Below are 19479 nucleotides of genomic sequence, written 5' to 3'. Positions count from 1 at the left end.
TTATTCCAAATTTTAGCGCTGTAGCGGTCGAATAGTGAACTGATAAGCGTAACGGCCGGCTTTTAATTTATATTTTTCTAAAGGGGCGGCATGTGGACTCCAGGTATCGGTTCCCCCTACTCCTGTCTGAATTAAATCGATATTAACGGTATTACTCTCGATACTGGTTTTGGCTGATTTAAGATCATATGTATGTTGGCTCGCGTCTAATGTTTGCTGTGACCAAGGCCAAACTGAAGTACTCAACAATTGCTTGCCATCAAACATTAAACCTCTACCCGTTCGATTAGTTAATTTCAACCAGTCAACATCGGTGTGATTACCATTTTCCTGTGGCCAAACATAGTGGTGAATAAAGTCACCGATCTTTCCAGAATAAATACTTACTTCGGCTGCGGAATTGCGATCAATATAGTTCTCAAACGGTCCGCGACCATAAAACTGAATGTTGATTAGTTCTTTTGCCGTGGTAGTTGTTAATCCTACGCGCAGCATTGCAGGTAAGGATTGCTCGGCATCTAGCTCAAAATGTACGTCAATTGAGCCATCTCCAGAAACCAAATACGACAATTGCAGTTTAATTCGATTATCAAGTTGAAAACGGCTCACAAGTTGCACTTTTGCAGCGGTTATTTGCTTAACGTCAAACGCTACTAGCTTGAGCTTTTTATAGGTATCTCGCCAAATTTTATTGTGATTATGAGTTCGCCAACCTAAACGATCATTGTCGGTTTGCGCACGCCAAAAGTTAGGGCGAAGAGCAGAGTCTAACCAAACATCTTGTTGCCTACCATCTAATGCAATATATTTAGACAAATAACCTGATTGCTTATCAAACTCGACTTTAAAGTCAGAGTTTGCAATCTGTAATTTATCTTTAGCTTGGGTAATTGCCAAAGGCTTTTTCGATATTTGCTTCAACGGTTTAGCTTTGTAAAATGGCAATTCAAACTGGGCCTTGGCAAGTTCATAACCTTGTTTAGCCCACAATTCATCTTGCTTAGAATGCATACTTAAGCGCAGCCAATAGCGAACTCCCGCTTGTGGTTGAAAGTCCTCAAAAGGAATTTTCAAAGTTTTACTAGCTTGTGCTGCTAAATGGACAGGTGGTAAATTACCTTGCTGTAAAATGTCAGCATCGGCTGACAGTGTCCAACGCAATTGATAAGCGGACAAGTCAGTGAAAAACAAACGATTAGTTATCTGTACTTTTCCTTGCGCTAAATCCAACGCTGTAACCTTGATAGGCTGAAAAACATACTTGGCCTCATGCAATGCCGGATTAGGTTGACGATATGAATCTAACAGCCCATTAATGCAAAAATTACTATCATTGGGTTTATCTGCAAAATCGCCACCATAAGCCAAATATTTAGAGCCATCAGTATGGTTTTTCTCTATCCCTTGGTCAATCCAATCCCAAATATACCCGCCTATGATATTGTCTTTTTGCCAGAATAAATCCCAATACTCTGTTAAGTTTCCTAACGAATTCCCCATGGCATGTGCGTATTCACAAAGCATCAATGGTCGTTTGATATGGGGGCTTTCCGCCATTTCTTTGAACTCATCAATTGGCGTGTACATGCGACTTATAACATCGACAAAAGGCCTATCAGTAGGGTTAGCAGCAACAGCGTATCCTTGTTGCCTGCGTTCTGGATCATAAAGCCTTGCTCTGCGTTCATTGTTCCAAGGTACATAATTCGGGTGAGTCGGGTCACCTTGCGCACCTTGATCATGAATGAATCGTGTAGGATCTGCTTCTTTAATCCATGCCGCCGCTGCGGCAAATCCAGGGCCTGTTCCAGATTCATTACTTAAAGACCAAGAAATAATTGATGGATGGTTTTTATCACGCTCAACCATATTGACGACACGGCTTAATATCGCGTTGTTCCACTCCGGCTGATTAGCAAAGTAACCGCCCACACCGTGACTTTCAATATTGGCTTCATCCATAACATAAATCCCATACTTATCAGCAAGCTCATATACATAGGGATCATTCGGGTAATGTGCAGTACGAATACTATTAAAGTTGTATTGCTTTAATAGTTTGAAGTCTTGTTCGATATCAGCGCGGCTTAATGCTTTACCTTTAGTAACATGATGATCATGTCGATTTACCCCAATGATCTTAACCATTCTGCCGTTGATTAATAACTGTTGTTTATCATCAAACTTAACGTCTCGAAAACCGACTTTAGTGCTGCGTGCATCTATTAGCTGCTCATTACTATCTAACAAACTCAGAACTAAGGTGTACAAATAAGGTGTTTCTGATGACCAAAGGAAAGGTTTTTCGACCTCTCCGGACATAGTAGCAAATGGCAATGAATCAATTTGTGGCCACACCATACGGGTAACTCGCTTGGCGCTAACAGAAATAGGCTTATTAAATACCGGTTGCTCATCGTGTGTATACAATTGCGCAGAAACACGCCAACCTTCAAGTGACGTTTGCGCTAGGTTTGATATCTCAGGTTTTATTTGTAATTGCGCTTGACTGTAGCCATCCTTGAAAACAGTACGAACTGCAAAATCGTTTAAGGCCACTTTAGGCTGAGCTAGTAGCAATACCTCACGATGTATACCACTTAACCGCCAATGATCTTGATCTTCTAGGTAGCTACCATCACTCCAGCGTATAACCTGTATAGCCAATGTATTGCTACCATCTTGGATATAATCTGTTATATCGAACTCTGAAGGCAAAGCACTATCTTGGCTATAGCCAACCTTGACTCCATTTACCCAAACATAAAATGCGGAAGAAACACCACCAAAGTGGAGAATAATTTGTTGGTCGTGCCATGCTTGCGGTACTTCAAAAGTTCGAATATATGAACCTATCGCGTTTTCTCTATCAATATAGGGCGGATTAACCGGAAAAGGATAAGTTGAGTTGGTATAAATTGGCTGACCAAAGCCTTGTAACTCCCAATTAGATGGCACTTCGATGTGTTGCCACTGGCTGCTGTTAAAGTCAGTTAAATAAAATTCTTTAGGTGACTGGCTAACGTCTTCGCTATATTGAAATTTCCATTTACCATTTAAGCTTTTAATTTTCGCCAGCTGTCGTTTTGCTTTTACCGCCAATGCTTTACTAGAATATGAGTAAGAAGTTGCTCGTGGTTGTAGTTTATTGATACCTAATACATTAGGGTTTTGCCAGTCTTTATTGTTTTTAATTGTGGGGAGGGAAGTTTTATTCGAGGTTGGTAAAGTGGTACAGGAAATCAGACCAACCAAACCTAATAATAGCGTATAACGCAGAGTATAAATCATTTAACCTTCACTACCTTGATAAGAATGAATAATTACAACAGAGAACAGTAATTATAATTAATCATCTTAACTAACTACATGTAGAAAAATAGCATTTTAATGTATAAATTTGATAAATCTAAAATGAAAATTAGGTCGATTCAAAATTTTTTAGATTATATACCAAGCAATTAAGGGTATGAATAATAACTAGCTTTTTCATATATGTTTCATATTCATTTTCGATCTGTAGTCAATTGTAATGTTTATTATAAAGAAGCCATAGCTTCACTGTTTCATTACAGTACTTTGATAGAAATTATTTGAATACCAACAGCTTAATTAGAAACCCTTAGTAATAAAGTACTCAAAAACATCTGAATCAACAAGCTAAAAACAAAAGAAATAATCGATGCATTTGACTTTGAATTCAGGAAGTAAAGGTAGTTTGTGAATTTATTTCAGGATATGTAGATAAATCCTTGCTTCAGCTCAACTAGCGCGCAGCATAGGTTCGGCAAGCATAAGACAGGCACACCTAAAAACCTCCGCTAAATGATTACCAGGTTTAAAAATTTCATTAATAAAAACCAATGAATCCAAAGACAAAAAATCACTAAAAAACTGATTTTAAACTCTTTTGTAGATGGCTGGCTTTTATATTTTTGGAGCCGCTTGTTACATGATTTTCCGTTTAAAACCAAGACTTCCATCCCACATGTCAGGATCTTCGTAATCTTCGATAATTAACCGATATTTATCTGCATATTGTATTACTCGAAGAAGTCCGTTTTTTGATACAAAGTTCACCGCATTACTACCCAGTACCAGATTAAAGTCACCTTCTTTGCGCCAATATCCTTCGCCATTATCTATATTCAGTCTTGTTAGCAATGAATTACTAAGGTTGATTTTAGCTGTACCATCCGGGTTAAGTACTAATTTAGAGTTTCCATAATCCCACTCACCAACTAAAACAGACTCCTGAAAAAACGGATTCATATTGATATTTTCTGAGTATTTTATGCTTGCGTATGCATACCCGACAGCAACTATTAGTAAGCTCCCCGCAATATAAATCTTTGGCCCACGAAAATTTCTTGCCCAGAGATTACTAACAATATTTTTTATCGCCCACACGACAGTACCTAACCAAAGCAATGAAAATAGCAAGTACCCAAAAGGTATCGCTGTATGGAACTGTATTATTGATATAAATTCATCCATAGCTGACTACATGTAACGAGACTGTAGAAAAACCTCGCCCTTAAAAAATTATCGTTCGCTACGTCAAAAAATTCACCGAATCAATGGTGAAACCTATCAAGATTTTACGTAGAAACGCGTTTTTAGTCTATTTATCATACAAAAAATAAACCTGTCACCCATAAGACAGGCATACCTAAAAACCATAACTTACAGCAACTTACAGACTAATTGAACTATTTTTTCAATTTGTAATTTGACAAATTATTCTCATCAACCACAATTAACTGTATATCCAACCACGCATGATTAAATAAACAGTTATTTAGAGTGTTGTTATGGCTAAACCCAGAAGCAGTTTAATTTCATTATCCGATACGCCTTATTATCACTGCATTGCCCGATGTGTACGCCGTGGTTATTTGTGTGGTTTTGATAAGTTAACGCAAAAAAACTTTGACCATCGTAAACTTTGGTTAATTGAACGCATTAAGTTTCTGGCCTCTGTGTTTTGTATTGATGTTGCCGCTTATGCCATTATGAGTAATCACTATCATTTGGTGTTACGGGTTAATACGGATAAAGCTAAATTATTAACCCAAGATGAAGTGTTAAAACGTTGGCATTGTGTTTGTCAGCCTAAACCCATTATTGCTCGTTATATCAAGGGTAAGGCTTTACCTAACAGTCATCAGTTTGTATTGGATGGGTGTGTCGCTGATTATCGGGAAAGACTGACCAGTATCAGTTGGTTTATGCGTTTTTTAAATGAGTTTATTGCGAGACAAGCAAACGTAGAAGATAATTGTAAAGGGCATTTTTGGGAAGGTCGGTTTAAGTCGCAAGCCTTATTAGATGAAGTTGCTGTATTAGCTTGTATGACTTATGTTGATTTAAACCCTATTCGTGCCAAAATGGCAGATACACCGGAAACCTCTGATTTTACCTCTATTCAGGAACGATTAGGAATAGCCCCTGCTATACCTAACATTGAGCAAGAAACGACACAAGCAAAGCAGACTCAAGTCGATTCAAAACAATCCAATCACTTAAATCCAGTTCGTAAAGCTGAGTTATTACCCTTTGTTAAATCAAATCAAGAACTAGCACCCAATTTTAAACGGGATGCCAGTCATATTCCATTTTCGTTAATTGATTATGTCGAATTAGTCGATTGGACTGGCCGCCAAATCCGCCAAGATAAACGTGGATTTATTCAATCTAATATCCCTTCCATTGTCCAACGATTAGGTTTAACGGATGAATCTTGGCTTGAATTTGCCAGTGCCATTGAAACAAATTTTAGCCATTCCATTGGTCAAGCGGTTCAATTACAACATTATGCTAAAGCCCATCAACTCAAACGCGTAAAAGGCATCACTAAAACAAAGCTGCGGCTGCAAACCTAAATTCAAATAAAACCCAAAACCTTTATTTTAACGCGCAATCTAATTACCGAAACGCTTGTGCCTGAAATTGACCAACAATACTTAAATCTACGCCAATACGGCTGAATTTCACCAGTTCGCCGCAAGATACCAGACACATCCGTTAAATCACTGCCAAGTTTAAAAGCTTCATTAATAAAAAATAGCGAGCTCAAAGACAAAAAATCACTAAACAACTGTTTTTAATATCTTTTGTAGATGGCTGGATTTTATATTCACAATATCGAAAAGCTCAGAAATAACCTGCATTAGAATCGCTAAACAGAGTCAAACGGCACCCTCTCCCCGCTAAAAAACACCTAAACAGCTTAGCTTCCATTATAAAATCCAATTTACAAATATTGCTGATAAAAAATCCCAAAATAGAGAACACAGACAAAAATGAAAAATGAGAGGAAAAATTGAATTGGAGGAAGAATTATCGGCTAAAAACGAGTAATTCTACAGCCTCAACGCCGCAATAAGCGGACTAGAATAGTGGGTTATAATGTGTAGCGAAGCAAAACCTAACCCACTGTTTTAGTTCCGTTTTAATTGCCTTGTTAAATGGCTTGCTGTTTGGCTAATTGGAGTTTCTCATTATTATTTAATTCTTTAATTAGAAAGTTAACCCACTGATTTGAATATAAATAGCCCTCAAAACCTTCAACAAAAGCGGCAAACTCACCTTTAAAACTCCTATCAATTCCTCTTGGACGTGATTCGTAGAATTTCCAACACTTGGTATGAAGTGCAATATTAAAATGGTCGACTTTCTTCGAAACTAACTCAACTACTTTAGATGGTCTCAATTTAAAGGGGTTTTCAACCCCTTTTATAAATGCAACACCTTGCTCATAATTTTGAAGTTCATCTTCAGTTAGCTTATTTACATTTATAAACTCAACCGCAAAATCAGAAGAACTTGCATGATTACCTAATTTAGGGACTAAAAAGGCTCTCACACGATACTTTTGGCTTTGAACTACATCATCATTTAAATCGTTTCTATACGTTTCCATATATTCTCGGACAACCCTGTAATTTTCTTTTTGGAGTTGTTTTAACGCATCAATTTGAGCTTGTTCTGAAATCCTAGTTAACTGCATTGCTATAGCTAAACTAGCAGTTAAAGCATGTTCGTCTCCAAACTCTTCAACCAATAACGTTTCAAAGTTATTTAAAGCGGATTGACACTCACCACTAACAGCTAGATCTATAGCAGGTAAACTTCTGTGTTCAATTTTATTACGTAGACCAATTAGAAACTTGATATTGGATTTCTCAGGTGACTCTATTCCTTTCCAATAGTTATCTGCACATTCACATAGCTCCCAAGCTTTTTCTTCTCCATCAATTAAAACAGATTTACCTGTCTCATCGAGATGAAAATAGTTTGTGCCTCTTTTTTCAAAAACGGCATGCATGAGCGCCGTGTATGCAATTACAATATTTACAATAAAACCGTAGGTTTTGAATTCAGTATACGGATTGTTGTATGTTGACACTGCTAGTAGTGCAAATTCTTTTGCTTTATGTAGCAAAATACCTTTTGAAGATAAGTCTGCTGTTTGTTGAAGCTTCTGACTATGAACAGCTCTAAATTCATCTTTACTTAAAAATGAAATTCCAGAGCTTGAATATTGATCGCCATCTTTTTCAACGTATTGATGCCATCTCTTAGAAGGATATGTTCGACATGTATCTGCTTTCCAACCTGTTTCATTAACGAGCTGTTCAATGGTAAATGCTTCACTTTCTTTCTCTTTAGTTACTAAAAATTCGTAAGCTAAATCAACTTTATCGTATCTACTCATGCGAGATTCCATTTGCCATTTAACAGCTTACTCATTAGAAGAGCGTATAGAACTTTTTAACATTGAGTTTAACAACGCCATTCCAATAAGCTTTAAATTAATCATTTCATAAACTTAAGCATTAACTCTTTAAAAAGCAACAAGAATTTTCAGATAGAAACCAAGCCAATCGTAAAGCGAGTCAAATATAGGGTCGTTATGTAAACTCATTGTAATAAAAAACAAATAAAATCATATTGTTAATTTCTATTATCTCTAAGAAACCGATACCTTGTTAAAAATAAAGCGAGAAATAATCTGAGTTTTTGGTACATCACCATTTATAACTGTATAAGTAAGCAATAACTTGAGTTTACGGAATTATTGATGCTAAATCTCAATTTATCGAGTCAATTAGAACTGAACTAAGCACTATAGTGACACCCAGCTAAGAGATGATGGTACAAATAGAGTTGCCGTTAATTCGCGCATGGTTGCTCCTAATTTTATTCAATCTGTCCCTATAAAATACTTTGATAGCGCAAATACTTTTAAATATATTAGCTGAGCATTTATTCCAATTGTTGTTTTAATTTCCGTCGCTCGGATAAACTCTGACAATGAGCTAAGTCATCACTTTCAACTTTTATTGTCTGCTCAAATTCGTTATGTTGAGCGGGCCGGGTGACTAATTTAACGCCAATAGTTGCTCCGTTTTGGTTCAATATTTTTTGCTCACGCGATAAACAAAATCGTTCAGCATAATGCCAACGTAGGCCAATGGTTGAGGTTAACCTAAAGCAATCTTCAGTAACGGATTGTAAATTTAATGGCGCCAATACAATTTGCACTTGTTCAACTAATCTATTTTTTTTGCCTCTTACCGAGTTAACAGTAATGTCAATTACTTTACTGTCAGCTCTTAATTTATCAATCGCCCAACCCAGTTCTTCTGCTGTCATATCATCAATATCAAATGATAATAAAATTACGGCTTGATTTGTTAAATTTTGTTCTTTTTTTATCGGTTGTTTTTGATAACACATTAAGCGCAATAATGCGGGTTTGCTGGTGGGGCTATTGGTATTGTCTTTATTTTCGGTTAACGAGTTATGGTTAGGATAACAAACACTGTAGCCTGTTTGTGCTAACTGTATTTTATTGTTAGCCGTATCCACTGGCTGTTGTGTTTTAAGATAACGTAAAAGGGCTGCACCTATAGCGGTTGTGCATGGCACATTATGATTGGACGGCACACATAAAAAGCCTTTTAACAACTCAGCGATTAACGGGCTTGGTTGTAAACTTGGGCCGTTAGGCGTTTGGATAACTCCTTGATTTATAGGCAAATCAGATATTGACCAAACGGACGGATTAATACGGTAAATAACGATAGCTGAACCCAACAATTCAAATAATAAGTTTAATTCAGGCAACTCATCAAAAGTCACTTGGTTGGTTTTTATAGCTTGAATTTTACTTTTTGCGGTCGCTAAAATCGTTAATAAATTAATTGCAATTTGAGCAATTTCATCCTGAATATTTAACGCTTGAATGCTTGTTTTTAAACTAACAAAGTAGTTTGTTTGCTTACTTTTCGGGCTAAAATTAAGCTCAAGTTGGCTGCAACAAACGCCATGTTCAACCACTTTATTTAACTTAAGTTGAGTCGATGACGCGGAGCATAATAACGCCAAAACTTGTTCAAGTTCAGGCTGTAATTGAGGAAATGCATCTAAGGCGGCGGCAATAAATAAATTACCGCTGATGCCGGCCGTAATGTCTAAATGAAGATAATCTGCATCTGTTAGCTTCAAACGATGACTCCGTAATTGGGTTAAAATGTGCAAGCACTCTAGTTTTTGATTAAGCTGACGCTATATTATGATAAACTATTTAGCACTTAAGGCGTTAAACTTAAGTTTATCGCAATTTCGCCGCTAAATAATGTTATCAATAGATAAACGTCATTCAAAAATAATACTCAAACGATTACAACAATATGGCACAACAAAAAATAACAATAAATGACATTGCCCGTTTAGCTGGCGTATCAAAACGAACCGTATCCCGCGTTATAAATCACTCACCAAAAGTAGGCGAAAAAACTAAAATAAATGTTGAACGAATTATTGCTGAACACAATTATGTACCTGACAAACAAGCGCGTGGCTTGGCATCTCGTCGGTCATACTTAATCGGTTTAGTTTATGATAATCAAGACGCGTTATTTATTAATGAAGCCCAGCGTGGCATTTTGGCCTGTTGTGGCCAAAAAGACTACGAATTGGTGGTACATCCTTGCCAATATAAAAGTCCTAATTTTAATGAAGAAGTGCTTAATTTTATCCAAAGCTCTAAATTAGATGGCATTATTGTTTTACCACCTGCATCTGAAATAGACGATTTAGCAACAGAACTGGATAACAACGACATTCATTATGTTAGATTAGTTTCTGGCCATACCGAAAATACTGAGAATTTTGTCATGTCTAACGACCGCTATGGCGCGGCTGATATGGCACGTTTTTTAGTATCGTTAAAACATCAAAAAATCGCGATGATCACCGGCCCATTAAATTACCGTTCATCAAAAGAGCGCTTTGAAGGCTTTACCCAAACGTTGCAAACAATCAGCCATTCTATTCCGGCTCAGTATGTGATTGAAGGTAATAATTCATATCAAAGCGGTATTTTAGCAGGACAACATTTATTAGCATTAACAGACAGACCCACTGCGATTTTTGCAAATAACGATGAAATGGCATCTGGTGTGCTAAAAGTTGCTTATCAGTTAGGCATTAAAGTTCCGGAGCAATTATCAATTTGTGGATTTGATGATAATTTACTTGCATCACGTATTATTCCGCCACTCACCACGATTAAAAGACCCGTACAAAAAATGGCTGAATATGCCGCTCATAAGCTGATCGCTAAAATCGAGAATGCTAGTCAGGCGCTTATTAGTAAAAACTGCACCATTCAGCCAGAATTAATTACGCGGGAATCAACTGGTACAGCGCCTAAGATCTGTTAATTTTTCGCTTTACCTAAACCAATTTAATTTAAACATATTTACCTAAAATGGCCTTAGGCTATTTTTCGGTTTTCTCTCATTCTTGGGTACTCGTTTTTTTAAAGTATTAGGCATTAACTCATTATTTTGATTTAAAACACATTTAGCACAAAATAATGATACTTTTTGTTAACATTACACTATCTATCTTAGCGAATCTAATATATGTTTGTATATGAAGTGTCTCATTTATATATTAGGAATAGATATGAAATTAAAGTACGCCCTTTTGCCAGCAGCAGTTGCTGTCAGTGCCGCGTTGCAAGTGCAAGCAGCACAAGAGACAACCGAAGTCATTCAGGTCAGTGGCATTCGAAGTAGTTTAACTGAATCAATGGACATGAAAAAAAATGCACCGTCAATTCAAGATAGCATTGTGGCCGAAGATATTGGTAAATTTCCGGATCAAAACGTAGCAGAATCGCTACAACGTATTACTGGCGTTTCAATTTCACGAACTAATGGTGAAGGCGCTAAAGTAACAGTACGTGGTTTTGGGCCAAAATTTAATGCTGTAAAAGTCAATAGCAGAACAATAGCCACCACAGATCGTGGTCGTGAGTTCGACTTTCAGGTATTACCGTCTGAGCTTATTTCAGGCGCTGACGTTATAAAAGCCTCTCGCGCTAATATTGCCGAAGGCAGTTTAGGGGCTTATGTAAACGTAACAACTGCACGCCCGTTACGCTCTCCCGGTTTACAAGCCGCAGGGTCTATTCATGCAAAATATAACGATTTATCAGAAGAAGTTGATCCTAAGTTTTCAGGCATCGTCAGTAATACTTTTTTAGATAATACCTTCGGAGTGTTGGTTGGTGTGTCTCACTTGTCAGTCACTAACCGAATAGACTCAGCTGGTTCAAATTTTTGGGAAACATTTGAAGCTTCCAATACAGAATGGGCACCTGGCCCTATCACAGATACAAACGGCAATGCCGTCACTAGTGGTAAAATATGGTATCCGGGCCGCGCATTTTATAGCTCAGATATTGAATCCCGCGAGCGCACTAGCTTTAATACCACAGTTCAGTGGGCCCCCAATCTCGATTTAACCCATACAGTTGATGTATTGTATTCTGATTTTAGTCGTGAAGCTGTCAGCAACGGTATTCAGGTACCATTACAATATGCAGGTTGGCAAGATGTTACCGTATCACCAAAGGGTACTGCACTCGCAGCCACTAAACCAGCCAGTCCGATTGATGGTTTATTCCAGCAACGCGGCGAAACCTCAGATACTTTAGCTTTGGGTTGGAATACAGAATATTATTTAGATCAATGGAAATTTAATTTAGATTTAGCTTACTCAAAAGCCGAAGCAACTCCTACACTCAACCAATATGTACCACATTTTGTTAATCCAGATGTCGATCAAAGTGTTAAACCGGGGGATCCTGGATATCAACCAAATCAGGAATTAGGCTTAATTATTGGTCAAGACTATATTAAATTTGATAGCCAAGGCAGTGATGTTATAGGTATAGATTCAACAGTCGACACCAGCGATCCTGCCGCTATTAGAGCACACTGGAATGATACCGATTATCGTAATTTAGAAGATGAAGTGGTAGAGCTTAAGCTAGATGCCAGTTATGAACTAGACGGTGATTACATTCGCTCGATTGATATGGGTGTCGCCTATACTGACCGCGAAAAATCACAACAAGTGTTTAATAACTTATACCATTGTTCAAATGAAGATTTACCAGAAGATGAACGCGTTAATATTTGCGGCACATCAATGGATTTAGATGATTCATTTTTCAAAATTAATAAAGAAGCTGACTTTTTATCAGACGTAGAGGGCGATTTTCCAAGAGATTTTGTACTCATTACCGATTTGCCAGGTTATAAAGATGCAATTGGCGATTTACGAAAAGAGCCAAACTGGGCATTTGAATCACCGCGCCCAACCGAATCAGTCCGAAATACCGAAGAAACTATTGCGCTTTATTCGCAAGCCAATTTTGAAGGCGAATATACACACTTTTTATGGTCAGGTAATTTCGGTGTGCGATACGTCTCAACTGAAACCGAGTCATTTGGTCATGGTAAAGAACGTATTTCAATTACCCGAGATTATAGTAACGGAACCAGTACCGATGGCGTATTGTTAGATGTTGAATACACAGAGCCAGGCGAGCTAAATAAAGGCACCAGTTATAACAAGTTTTTACCTAGCTTGAACGTGAGTTTAGACTTTAACAATGGTTATTATTTAAAAGGGGCGGCGGCAAAAGTAATTACTCGTCCAGCTATTGAAGATATTGGTGTTGATCGTACTTATTCAGATGTTCGAGCAGGTGATTTTGCACAAACGGGTGGTAATCCATTTTTACAACCATATGAAGCTAATCAATTTGATTTATCGTTAGAACATTACGATGATTCAGGTAACAGTTACAGCGTTGGTTTATTCCACAAGCAAATAAATTCGTTTATTTCACAATCAGTGACTAGAGTTCCAACTGGCGTATCAATTGAAGATTGGGGCCCGTTAGAGGAATTAGTCACCGAAAAAACGAACCGTTCAGGTGGCTCGGTAACCGGCTTAGAAGTGGCTGGCTTACACTACTTTGATTATTTACCAGGCTGGTTAAATGGTTTTGGTGTACAAGCCAACTACACATACAGCGACAGTGAAGATGACAATGTGGATACATTTGAACAAGAAAACGTTCAATCACCCGGCACTGGTGTTGAAGGTTTATCTAAACATGCTTATAACTTAATCGCTTTTTACGATAAAGATGCTTTTCAGGCGCGTATTGCTTATAACTGGCGTGACAAATTTTTAAATTTACGCCAAGGCAATAACGGCGGCAGCTTACCACATCATGTTGACGCTTATGGCCAATTAGATTTAAGTACCTCTTATGATCTTAACGATAACGTCACACTCAGCGCCGAAGTGATTAATATGACCAATGAAAATACGTTAGAATATGCAGACATTCGCGAACGTGTTACTTTGGTTTCATATTCGGGTCGTCGTTTTCAAGCGGGTATCACGGTGAAGTATTAAGCTAAATATTTAGCTAAAGTATTCGCTTAAACATAAAAAATGTCAATTAACCCTATAACTTCCCCGGTATAACAATGCTGGGGGCAAGGAGCTTTTAATTTGCAATCTACGGACAGTTTAAGCATTGAAGAATATGTTATTGTCGGCGGAGGAACCGCAGGTTGGATCACCGCTGCCATTTTAGCGCATAGTTTAAAGCACTTTAAAAATGTAAAAATAAAATTAGTAGAATCACCCGACATACCTACCATTGGCGTTGGCGAAGCCACCATTCCATCTATTATAGATATGCTTACCTATCTAAAAATTCCGTTAGTTGAGTTTATCAATAAAACCGACGCCAGCTTTAAACTTGCGATTCGGTTTGATGATTGGCTGCAGCAAGGGCACAGTTATTGGCACCCCTTTGGAAAAATTGGGAATGCGATCGACAACTTACCCTTTTATCAACACTGGTTAAAACATGCAAAACACCAGGGGCAATATCAATTTAGTGATTTTTCACCTTCAGTCGCTTTAGCTGAACATGGTAAGTTTTATGCACCCCGCCCTGGTGAAAAAACAAATTTAAGCGCCTCATCGTATGCTTTGCATTTTAACGCAGGCAAAGTGGCAGAATATTTAAAAACTTATAGTTTAGAGTTAGGCGTTGAGCATATTAAAGCGAATGTAACCCATACAGAGCTCACAACAAGCGGTGCGATAAAACAGCTCAAATTAGATACTCAACCCGTATTAGCCGCCGACTTTTTCTTTGATTGTAGCGGACAAAAAGCATTATTAATTGATAAATCACTCCGTGTTGGTTACCAAGACTGGCAATCTTTTTTACCTGTTAATCGTGCGCTTGCAGTACAAACTAAGCCCAGTAATAATATTGCGCCCTACACCATTGCCAAAGCCGATAAAGCAGGCTGGCAGTGGCAAATACCACTACAAAGCCGAACCGGTAATGGTTATGTGTACTGCGATGATTTTATTGACCAAGCTGCCGCCACAACGCAATTACTAAATCGCGTAGGCGAAGAAAACTGCATTACTGAGCCCAGACTTATTCGTTTTAAAACAGGTAAACGTAATAAAATGTGGCATAAAAACTGTGTTGCTATTGGTTTATCTGGCGGTTTTTTAGAACCACTTGAATCCACCAGTATTTATTTAATCATGCGTGCAGCGCTTAACTTTGTACAAGCTTTACCAGATAAAAATTTACACCAGCCTAGCATTGATGAATATAATCGTTTAATGGATAACGAATACCTTAACATTCGTGATTTTATTGTTTTGCATTACTGCACCTCAAAACGAACCGACTCTGAATTCTGGCAAATGTGGCAACACCTACCTATTCCGGCATCGTTATCACAAAAGTTAGATTTATTTACCAGCCAAGGCCGGCTGATGGATAACCCTAAAGATTTATTTGCCAGCGACAGTTGGTACGCCGTATTAGCGGGCATGCAAGTTACCCCAAATTCACTAGATCCATTAATTGAACGCTCTAATTTTTCACTGATTGAAAAAGCCATGCATGACTCCTACACAGCGCTGCAAAACAACGCTCGCCAACAGCGTGATCATAAGCAGTACCTTAATAATCTAATCAAGTAACATTTTTGCGTGGACCTGGCAAATTCATACGTCAATAGCTAGGTTCCAACGTCGCTCTACCTCCCCATCCATGGGGTTGTATGCAAGTGAATTTAACGCAGTCCCCGTGAACAAAGACCGTTTGAAACCTATTCATTCAACCGAGTTAAAGTTATTTATCCAATTCAAGCTATCCGCTTAAAATTTATTCCAGTGGATAGCTTTATAAAAAACGCAAACTGAAACACATAAATAACATTTCATAAACCTTAAGTTTGACATATTTTCATACTCCAACAATAATTGTTAACTGTCTTCATTTAAATGAATTCAATAGGAAAAATGTAGAATCACTAACAAACATAGGATATAAAATGAATAAATTGTTAACTTTAACAGCCGGATTATGTACTTGTATTTCTGCTCAAGCAGCCGATTGGGACTCAACGCCAATCCCAGCCAATGCAGGTGCAGGTAACACTTGGCAATTACAAACTAATTATTCAGATAGCTTTAATTACACAGGTAAACCCGCTAGCTTCACCAATAAATGGAATGATACGTATTTTAATGGCTGGCTGGGGCCAGGATTAACTGAGTGGAATCCAAATAAATCTTGGGTAGCAGATGGAAATTTAATTATAGAAGCCGGCAGAAAAGCAGGCACAAATAAGGTTCATGCTGGGGTGATAACATCAAAAACAAAAGTCAACTACCCAATATTTTTAGAAGCTAAAATAAAAGTCAGTAACTTAGAGTTATCCTCTAATTTTTGGCTGCTCAGTGATACAGATGAACGTGAAATTGATGTTGTAGAAGTATACGGCGGCGCAAATGACACTTGGTTTGCAAAAAATATGTCAACTAATTTTCATGTCTTTTTCCGTGATCATCAAAACAATAGCATCATCAGCGATTATAATGATCAAACTCATAACTCAGCCCCAAACAACGGCTATTGGCGAGATAGCTTCCATCGGTTTGGCGTATATTGGAAAAGCCCAACTGAAGTTACATTTTACATAGATGGTGTGCAAACACCTGATGGCTCTTGGGCACAAGTCGTCATGAAAGATAAAGATTACACAGGCGCCATATTAGATAAAAGCCAATATAATATGGATCAATCTGCTTATATTATTATTGATACCGAAGATCATGAATGGCGTTCAAATGCCGGCCATGTCGCGAGTGACGCTGACTTAGCAGACGGCAGTAAAAATAAAATGTACGTAGATTGGATACGCGTATATAAACCAGTGGCAACGGCCAGTGCTAACAGCGCATCAAACGGTTATACCAAACTGCAGCTTAAACACAGTAACAAATGTGTAGATTTAAAAAATGGTTCACTTTCAAATGGCGGCACCTATCAGCAATGGGGCTGCAGTAATAATAATATCAATCAAAAATTTAAATTTAACCCTGTGGGCAACGGTGATTACTCTATTCAGTCAGAGCGCAGCCAACTTTGTATGGAGTTAAATAATGGCAATACAGCCAACGGAGCGACTATTCATCAATGGGTTTGTAACCATGGCAATAACAACCACTTATGGAAACTCAATGACACAGGCGATGGCTATTTTGAAATCCGAGCAAAAAATAGCGGAAAGTGTTTAGATGTAAGCGGCGCTTCAACAGCTAATGGTGCTAAAATTCAGCTGTGGAATTGCACAGGTAATAATAATCAAAGATTTAAATTTAACTAAACCCGAATAAATAAGCCTGAATTAATGGCGAAATAATACTCAATGCGTGAACAAACGAGTTTACGCATTTAGTATTTATTTAAACTAAAAATAATGAGGCTTAGATAGCATGGATGATGAACAGTTTAAACAATGGAGAGAAACACGTTTAAAAGGAAAGTTAAACTTTATTCTAAAAGCCGGACTCTTATCTTATGGCTCACCCATGTTTATCATGATGGCCATTTTTAACCAGCCGTTTGCTGAAGGTTTTACAACACGTGCCGCGATTAGTCATTATATTACTTGGCCGATAGCAGGTTTACTTTTTAGCGTTATCATGTGGCATGTTACAGAACATCGATATAAAAAAGAGCAGACTAATAGATCCGAAAAAATCTAAATATAAATACAGGTTAGCCATCCACAAAGTACAAATAAGATAAGTAGCGGTAAAAAATAGCCATTAAACTGAGGTTAAATCCAATCTAAATTAAGTAATGAATTTAAAAACTCACTTTTTTTCGATTTTGTTTAACTTGGCCTCGTTTCGTTTTATTATCAACTCGTTTACGTTTAGCTGAACGAGAAGGTTTAGTGGCAATCCGTTTACGCTGCACTTTATTTGCACTTCGAATCAGTTCCGCTAAACGCGCTAAAGCTTGTTGACGATTATCATCCTGACTACGCTCACTTTGTGCTTTTATCACTAAAATGCCCTCTTTTGTCAGTCGGTTATCATTCAGGTTTAACAGTTTTTCTTTATAAAACTCAGGTAAACTGGAAGCGTTAATATCAAACCGTAAATGAACCGCGGTATTGACCTTATTCACATTTTGCCCACCCGCACCTTGCGAACGCACAAAATTAAGCTCAATTTCGCGATACGGGATAGACACTGAATTAGAAATAAATAACATTATTCGCACTCCCAAAAGCCAATTGCTGCTTTAAGTTGGTTATTGATAAATAAATAGGGAATATGTGGCCTTTGCCAGATTGGTATTTCAAGCTCTTGTAAGCATTGCTTTATACTCTTACTGCAATGACGATATTTTGGCCGACATTTGGTTTTTAAACTCGGGCTAAATTCAATCGTAACTTTATCTTGCTGATGTAGCTGAATACCGAGTGCGCGCCAATTAATTTCCAGTTGCTGACCATTAGATAAAGTCAGTACCGTTTTTGGCTCTGCTTGTTTATCTACAGTCCGTTTGGCTAAAGCTTGGTTATCTAAAGCTTGTTTATCTAAAGTTAGATTGCCTAAATTTAACTTGCTGACCTCAAGCTCCAGGTTATGCGGGATGTTGTTAAGTGCAGCAATTTGCACTTGGCTAATATAATAAAGGCCTTTTTTATATTGCCACAATTCGCCTTGGCCTAATTTAATTTTAGGCTGCTGATCAATACTCGCTTGGCTATTTTGCCTGATTTGCTCTAATACCGCTTGCGATGGCATTGGCTCGCTAAATTGTTTTAACCAATATCTGAGTACATTACTCTGTCTGGCACTGTCTAGCTGGTTAAAAGCCAACAAATCAATGCTATGGTTTGCATTTTTTAGTTTTAAACTGGCTAAGTCTTGTTGCGCGACCTGAGCCAAAATACTTTGCTCTTGCTGGCATAGCTCTGCGCTACGGGCAATACAGGTTTGAAATTCAGGCCAGCGAGTTTCTATTAATGGTAATACTTGGTTTCTGATAAAGTTACGATCAAAATCATTATTAAGATTACTTTCATCTTCCATCCAAGTGAGCTGGTGTTGTTTTGCATAAGCTAAAATATCGGTTTTACTGACTTTAAGTAAAGGTCGCCACAATATTCGACTTTGCTTATTTTGACTGGGTAAATCACTTAAACGAGCCATGGCAGATAAGCCCGTAGGGCCACTACCGCGTTTAAGCCTTAATAAAAAGGTTTCAGCTTGATCATTTAAATGTTGAGCGGTCACGAGCACGCTGTGCTCATCACTCAGTTCACTAAAAATCTGATAACGGGCTTCGCGCGCGAGTGCTTCTAAACTTTGCCGCTTATCACGAATAAGTGATACCTGTTGAGCCTGAAACGGAATATTTCGCTGCTGACAAAATTTAAAACAAAAATCTTGCCAAGTATTAGCGTTTTTACTCAGGCCATGGTGCACATGGATAGCCGCTAAATTAAACGTTAAGTTGTTACTTTTGTCTTGACTGAGCTGATATAACACATCTAACAGAACGACAGAGTCAACTCCACCGCTTAAACCCACAAATAAAGTTTTTTGTTGCTGGCTAAAATGTTCAAGTTGATTCAGTTCAGTTGTATTCAATAACATAAGTGTGTTGTTACCGAGTTTATTGTAAATAAAATACCAGCCAATAAAAACAACAAAACCCGCATTAGCGGGTTTTGAAATAGT

12 protein-coding genes are annotated in these 19479 nt (G+C 37.8%); 6 read left to right on the top strand and 6 right to left on the bottom strand.

All coding sequences use genetic code 11. The features are described from left to right. Nucleotides 1-12: 12 nt before the first annotated feature. A complete protein-coding gene (locus tag OLW01_RS16675; protein WP_268077144.1) occupies nt 13-3291 on the bottom strand; it encodes a glycoside hydrolase family 2 TIM barrel-domain containing protein in 3279 nt (1092 codons plus the stop codon). 657 nt (nt 3292-3948) lie between these two features. Next, entirely contained in the window at nt 3949-4497 is a 549-nt protein-coding gene (locus OLW01_RS16670; protein ID WP_268077142.1) for a hypothetical protein, read from the bottom strand. Between the two features lie 317 nt (nt 4498-4814). On the opposite strand from OLW01_RS16670, the gene OLW01_RS16665 reads away from it, so the two are divergent. Continuing rightward, complete coding sequence (locus tag OLW01_RS16665) at nt 4815-5885, top strand: transposase (RefSeq protein ID WP_268077140.1); 1071 nt, start codon at nt 4815-4817, stop codon at nt 5883-5885. 581 nt (nt 5886-6466) lie between these two features. Here OLW01_RS16665 and OLW01_RS16660 read toward each other — a convergent pair. Together OLW01_RS16660 and larC2 are read right to left on the bottom strand one after the other, a co-directional pair. Continuing rightward, on the bottom strand, nt 6467-7720 hold the full coding sequence (locus OLW01_RS16660; RefSeq protein WP_268077138.1) for a DUF3644 domain-containing protein: 1254 nt from the start codon (nt 7718-7720) through the stop codon (nt 6467-6469). Between the two features lie 551 nt (nt 7721-8271). Further along, nucleotides 8272-9516, bottom strand: coding sequence for a nickel pincer cofactor biosynthesis protein LarC2 (gene larC2 / locus OLW01_RS16655; RefSeq protein ID WP_268077136.1), 1245 nt, complete (start codon nt 9514-9516; stop codon nt 8272-8274). A 185-nt stretch (nt 9517-9701) separates the two neighbouring features. On the opposite strand from larC2, the gene OLW01_RS16650 reads away from it, so the two are divergent. From OLW01_RS16650 to OLW01_RS16630, 5 genes are all read left to right on the top strand, one after another. Then, nucleotides 9702-10736, top strand: coding sequence for a LacI family DNA-binding transcriptional regulator (locus OLW01_RS16650; protein ID WP_268077134.1), 1035 nt, complete (start codon nt 9702-9704; stop codon nt 10734-10736). A 247-nt stretch (nt 10737-10983) separates the two neighbouring features. Then, a complete protein-coding gene (locus OLW01_RS16645; protein ID WP_268077132.1) occupies nt 10984-13800 on the top strand; it encodes a TonB-dependent receptor in 2817 nt (938 codons plus the stop codon). Between the two features lie 99 nt (nt 13801-13899). Then, on the top strand, nt 13900-15411 hold the full coding sequence (locus OLW01_RS16640) for a tryptophan halogenase family protein (RefSeq protein WP_268077130.1): 1512 nt from the start codon (nt 13900-13902) through the stop codon (nt 15409-15411). 353 nt (nt 15412-15764) lie between these two features. Then, nucleotides 15765-17102, top strand: a complete 1338-nt coding sequence (locus OLW01_RS16635; protein ID WP_268077127.1) for an RICIN domain-containing protein — start codon at nt 15765-15767, stop codon at nt 17100-17102. Between the two features lie 109 nt (nt 17103-17211). After that, on the top strand, nt 17212-17484 hold the full coding sequence (locus tag OLW01_RS16630) for a hypothetical protein (RefSeq protein WP_268077125.1): 273 nt from the start codon (nt 17212-17214) through the stop codon (nt 17482-17484). 103 nt (nt 17485-17587) lie between these two features. Here the strand turns inward: OLW01_RS16630 and arfB are convergent, their stop codons facing one another. Then, nucleotides 17588-18001 (bottom strand): alternative ribosome rescue aminoacyl-tRNA hydrolase ArfB, encoded by a 414-nt coding sequence (gene arfB / locus OLW01_RS16625; protein ID WP_268077123.1) that lies wholly within the window; start codon nt 17999-18001, stop codon nt 17588-17590. Next, nucleotides 18001-19395, bottom strand: a complete 1395-nt coding sequence (gene tilS / locus OLW01_RS16620; protein ID WP_268077122.1) for a tRNA lysidine(34) synthetase TilS — start codon at nt 19393-19395, stop codon at nt 18001-18003. The genes arfB and tilS overlap by 1 nt, the downstream gene beginning before the upstream one ends. Nucleotides 19396-19479: the final 84 nt, after the last annotated feature.

Origin of the sequence: Catenovulum adriaticum (assembly GCF_026725475.1) — a bacterium.
GTDB classification, from domain to species: Bacteria; Pseudomonadota; Gammaproteobacteria; order Enterobacterales; family Alteromonadaceae; genus Catenovulum; species Catenovulum adriaticum.
The sequence above is the reverse complement of the archived record's forward strand: the minus strand, read 5'-3'. Positions and strand labels throughout refer to the sequence as shown.

Coding starts and splice junctions, on each gene's coding strand:
- OLW01_RS16675 (WP_268077144.1), bottom strand. CDS start 3,291: ATGATTTATACTCTGCGTTATACGCTATTATTAGGTTTGGTTGGTCTG.
- OLW01_RS16670 (WP_268077142.1), bottom strand. CDS start 4,497: ATGGATGAATTTATATCAATAATACAGTTCCATACAGCGATACCTTTT.
- OLW01_RS16665 (WP_268077140.1), top strand. CDS start 4,815: ATGGCTAAACCCAGAAGCAGTTTAATTTCATTATCCGATACGCCTTAT.
- OLW01_RS16660 (WP_268077138.1), bottom strand. CDS start 7,720: ATGAGTAGATACGATAAAGTTGATTTAGCTTACGAATTTTTAGTAACT.
- OLW01_RS16650 (WP_268077134.1), top strand. CDS start 9,702: ATGGCACAACAAAAAATAACAATAAATGACATTGCCCGTTTAGCTGGC.
- OLW01_RS16645 (WP_268077132.1), top strand. CDS start 10,984: ATGAAATTAAAGTACGCCCTTTTGCCAGCAGCAGTTGCTGTCAGTGCC.
- OLW01_RS16635 (WP_268077127.1), top strand. CDS start 15,765: ATGAATAAATTGTTAACTTTAACAGCCGGATTATGTACTTGTATTTCT.
- OLW01_RS16630 (WP_268077125.1), top strand. CDS start 17,212: ATGGATGATGAACAGTTTAAACAATGGAGAGAAACACGTTTAAAAGGA.
- arfB (WP_268077123.1), bottom strand. CDS start 18,001: ATGTTATTTATTTCTAATTCAGTGTCTATCCCGTATCGCGAAATTGAG.
- tilS (WP_268077122.1), bottom strand. CDS start 19,395: ATGTTATTGAATACAACTGAACTGAATCAACTTGAACATTTTAGCCAG.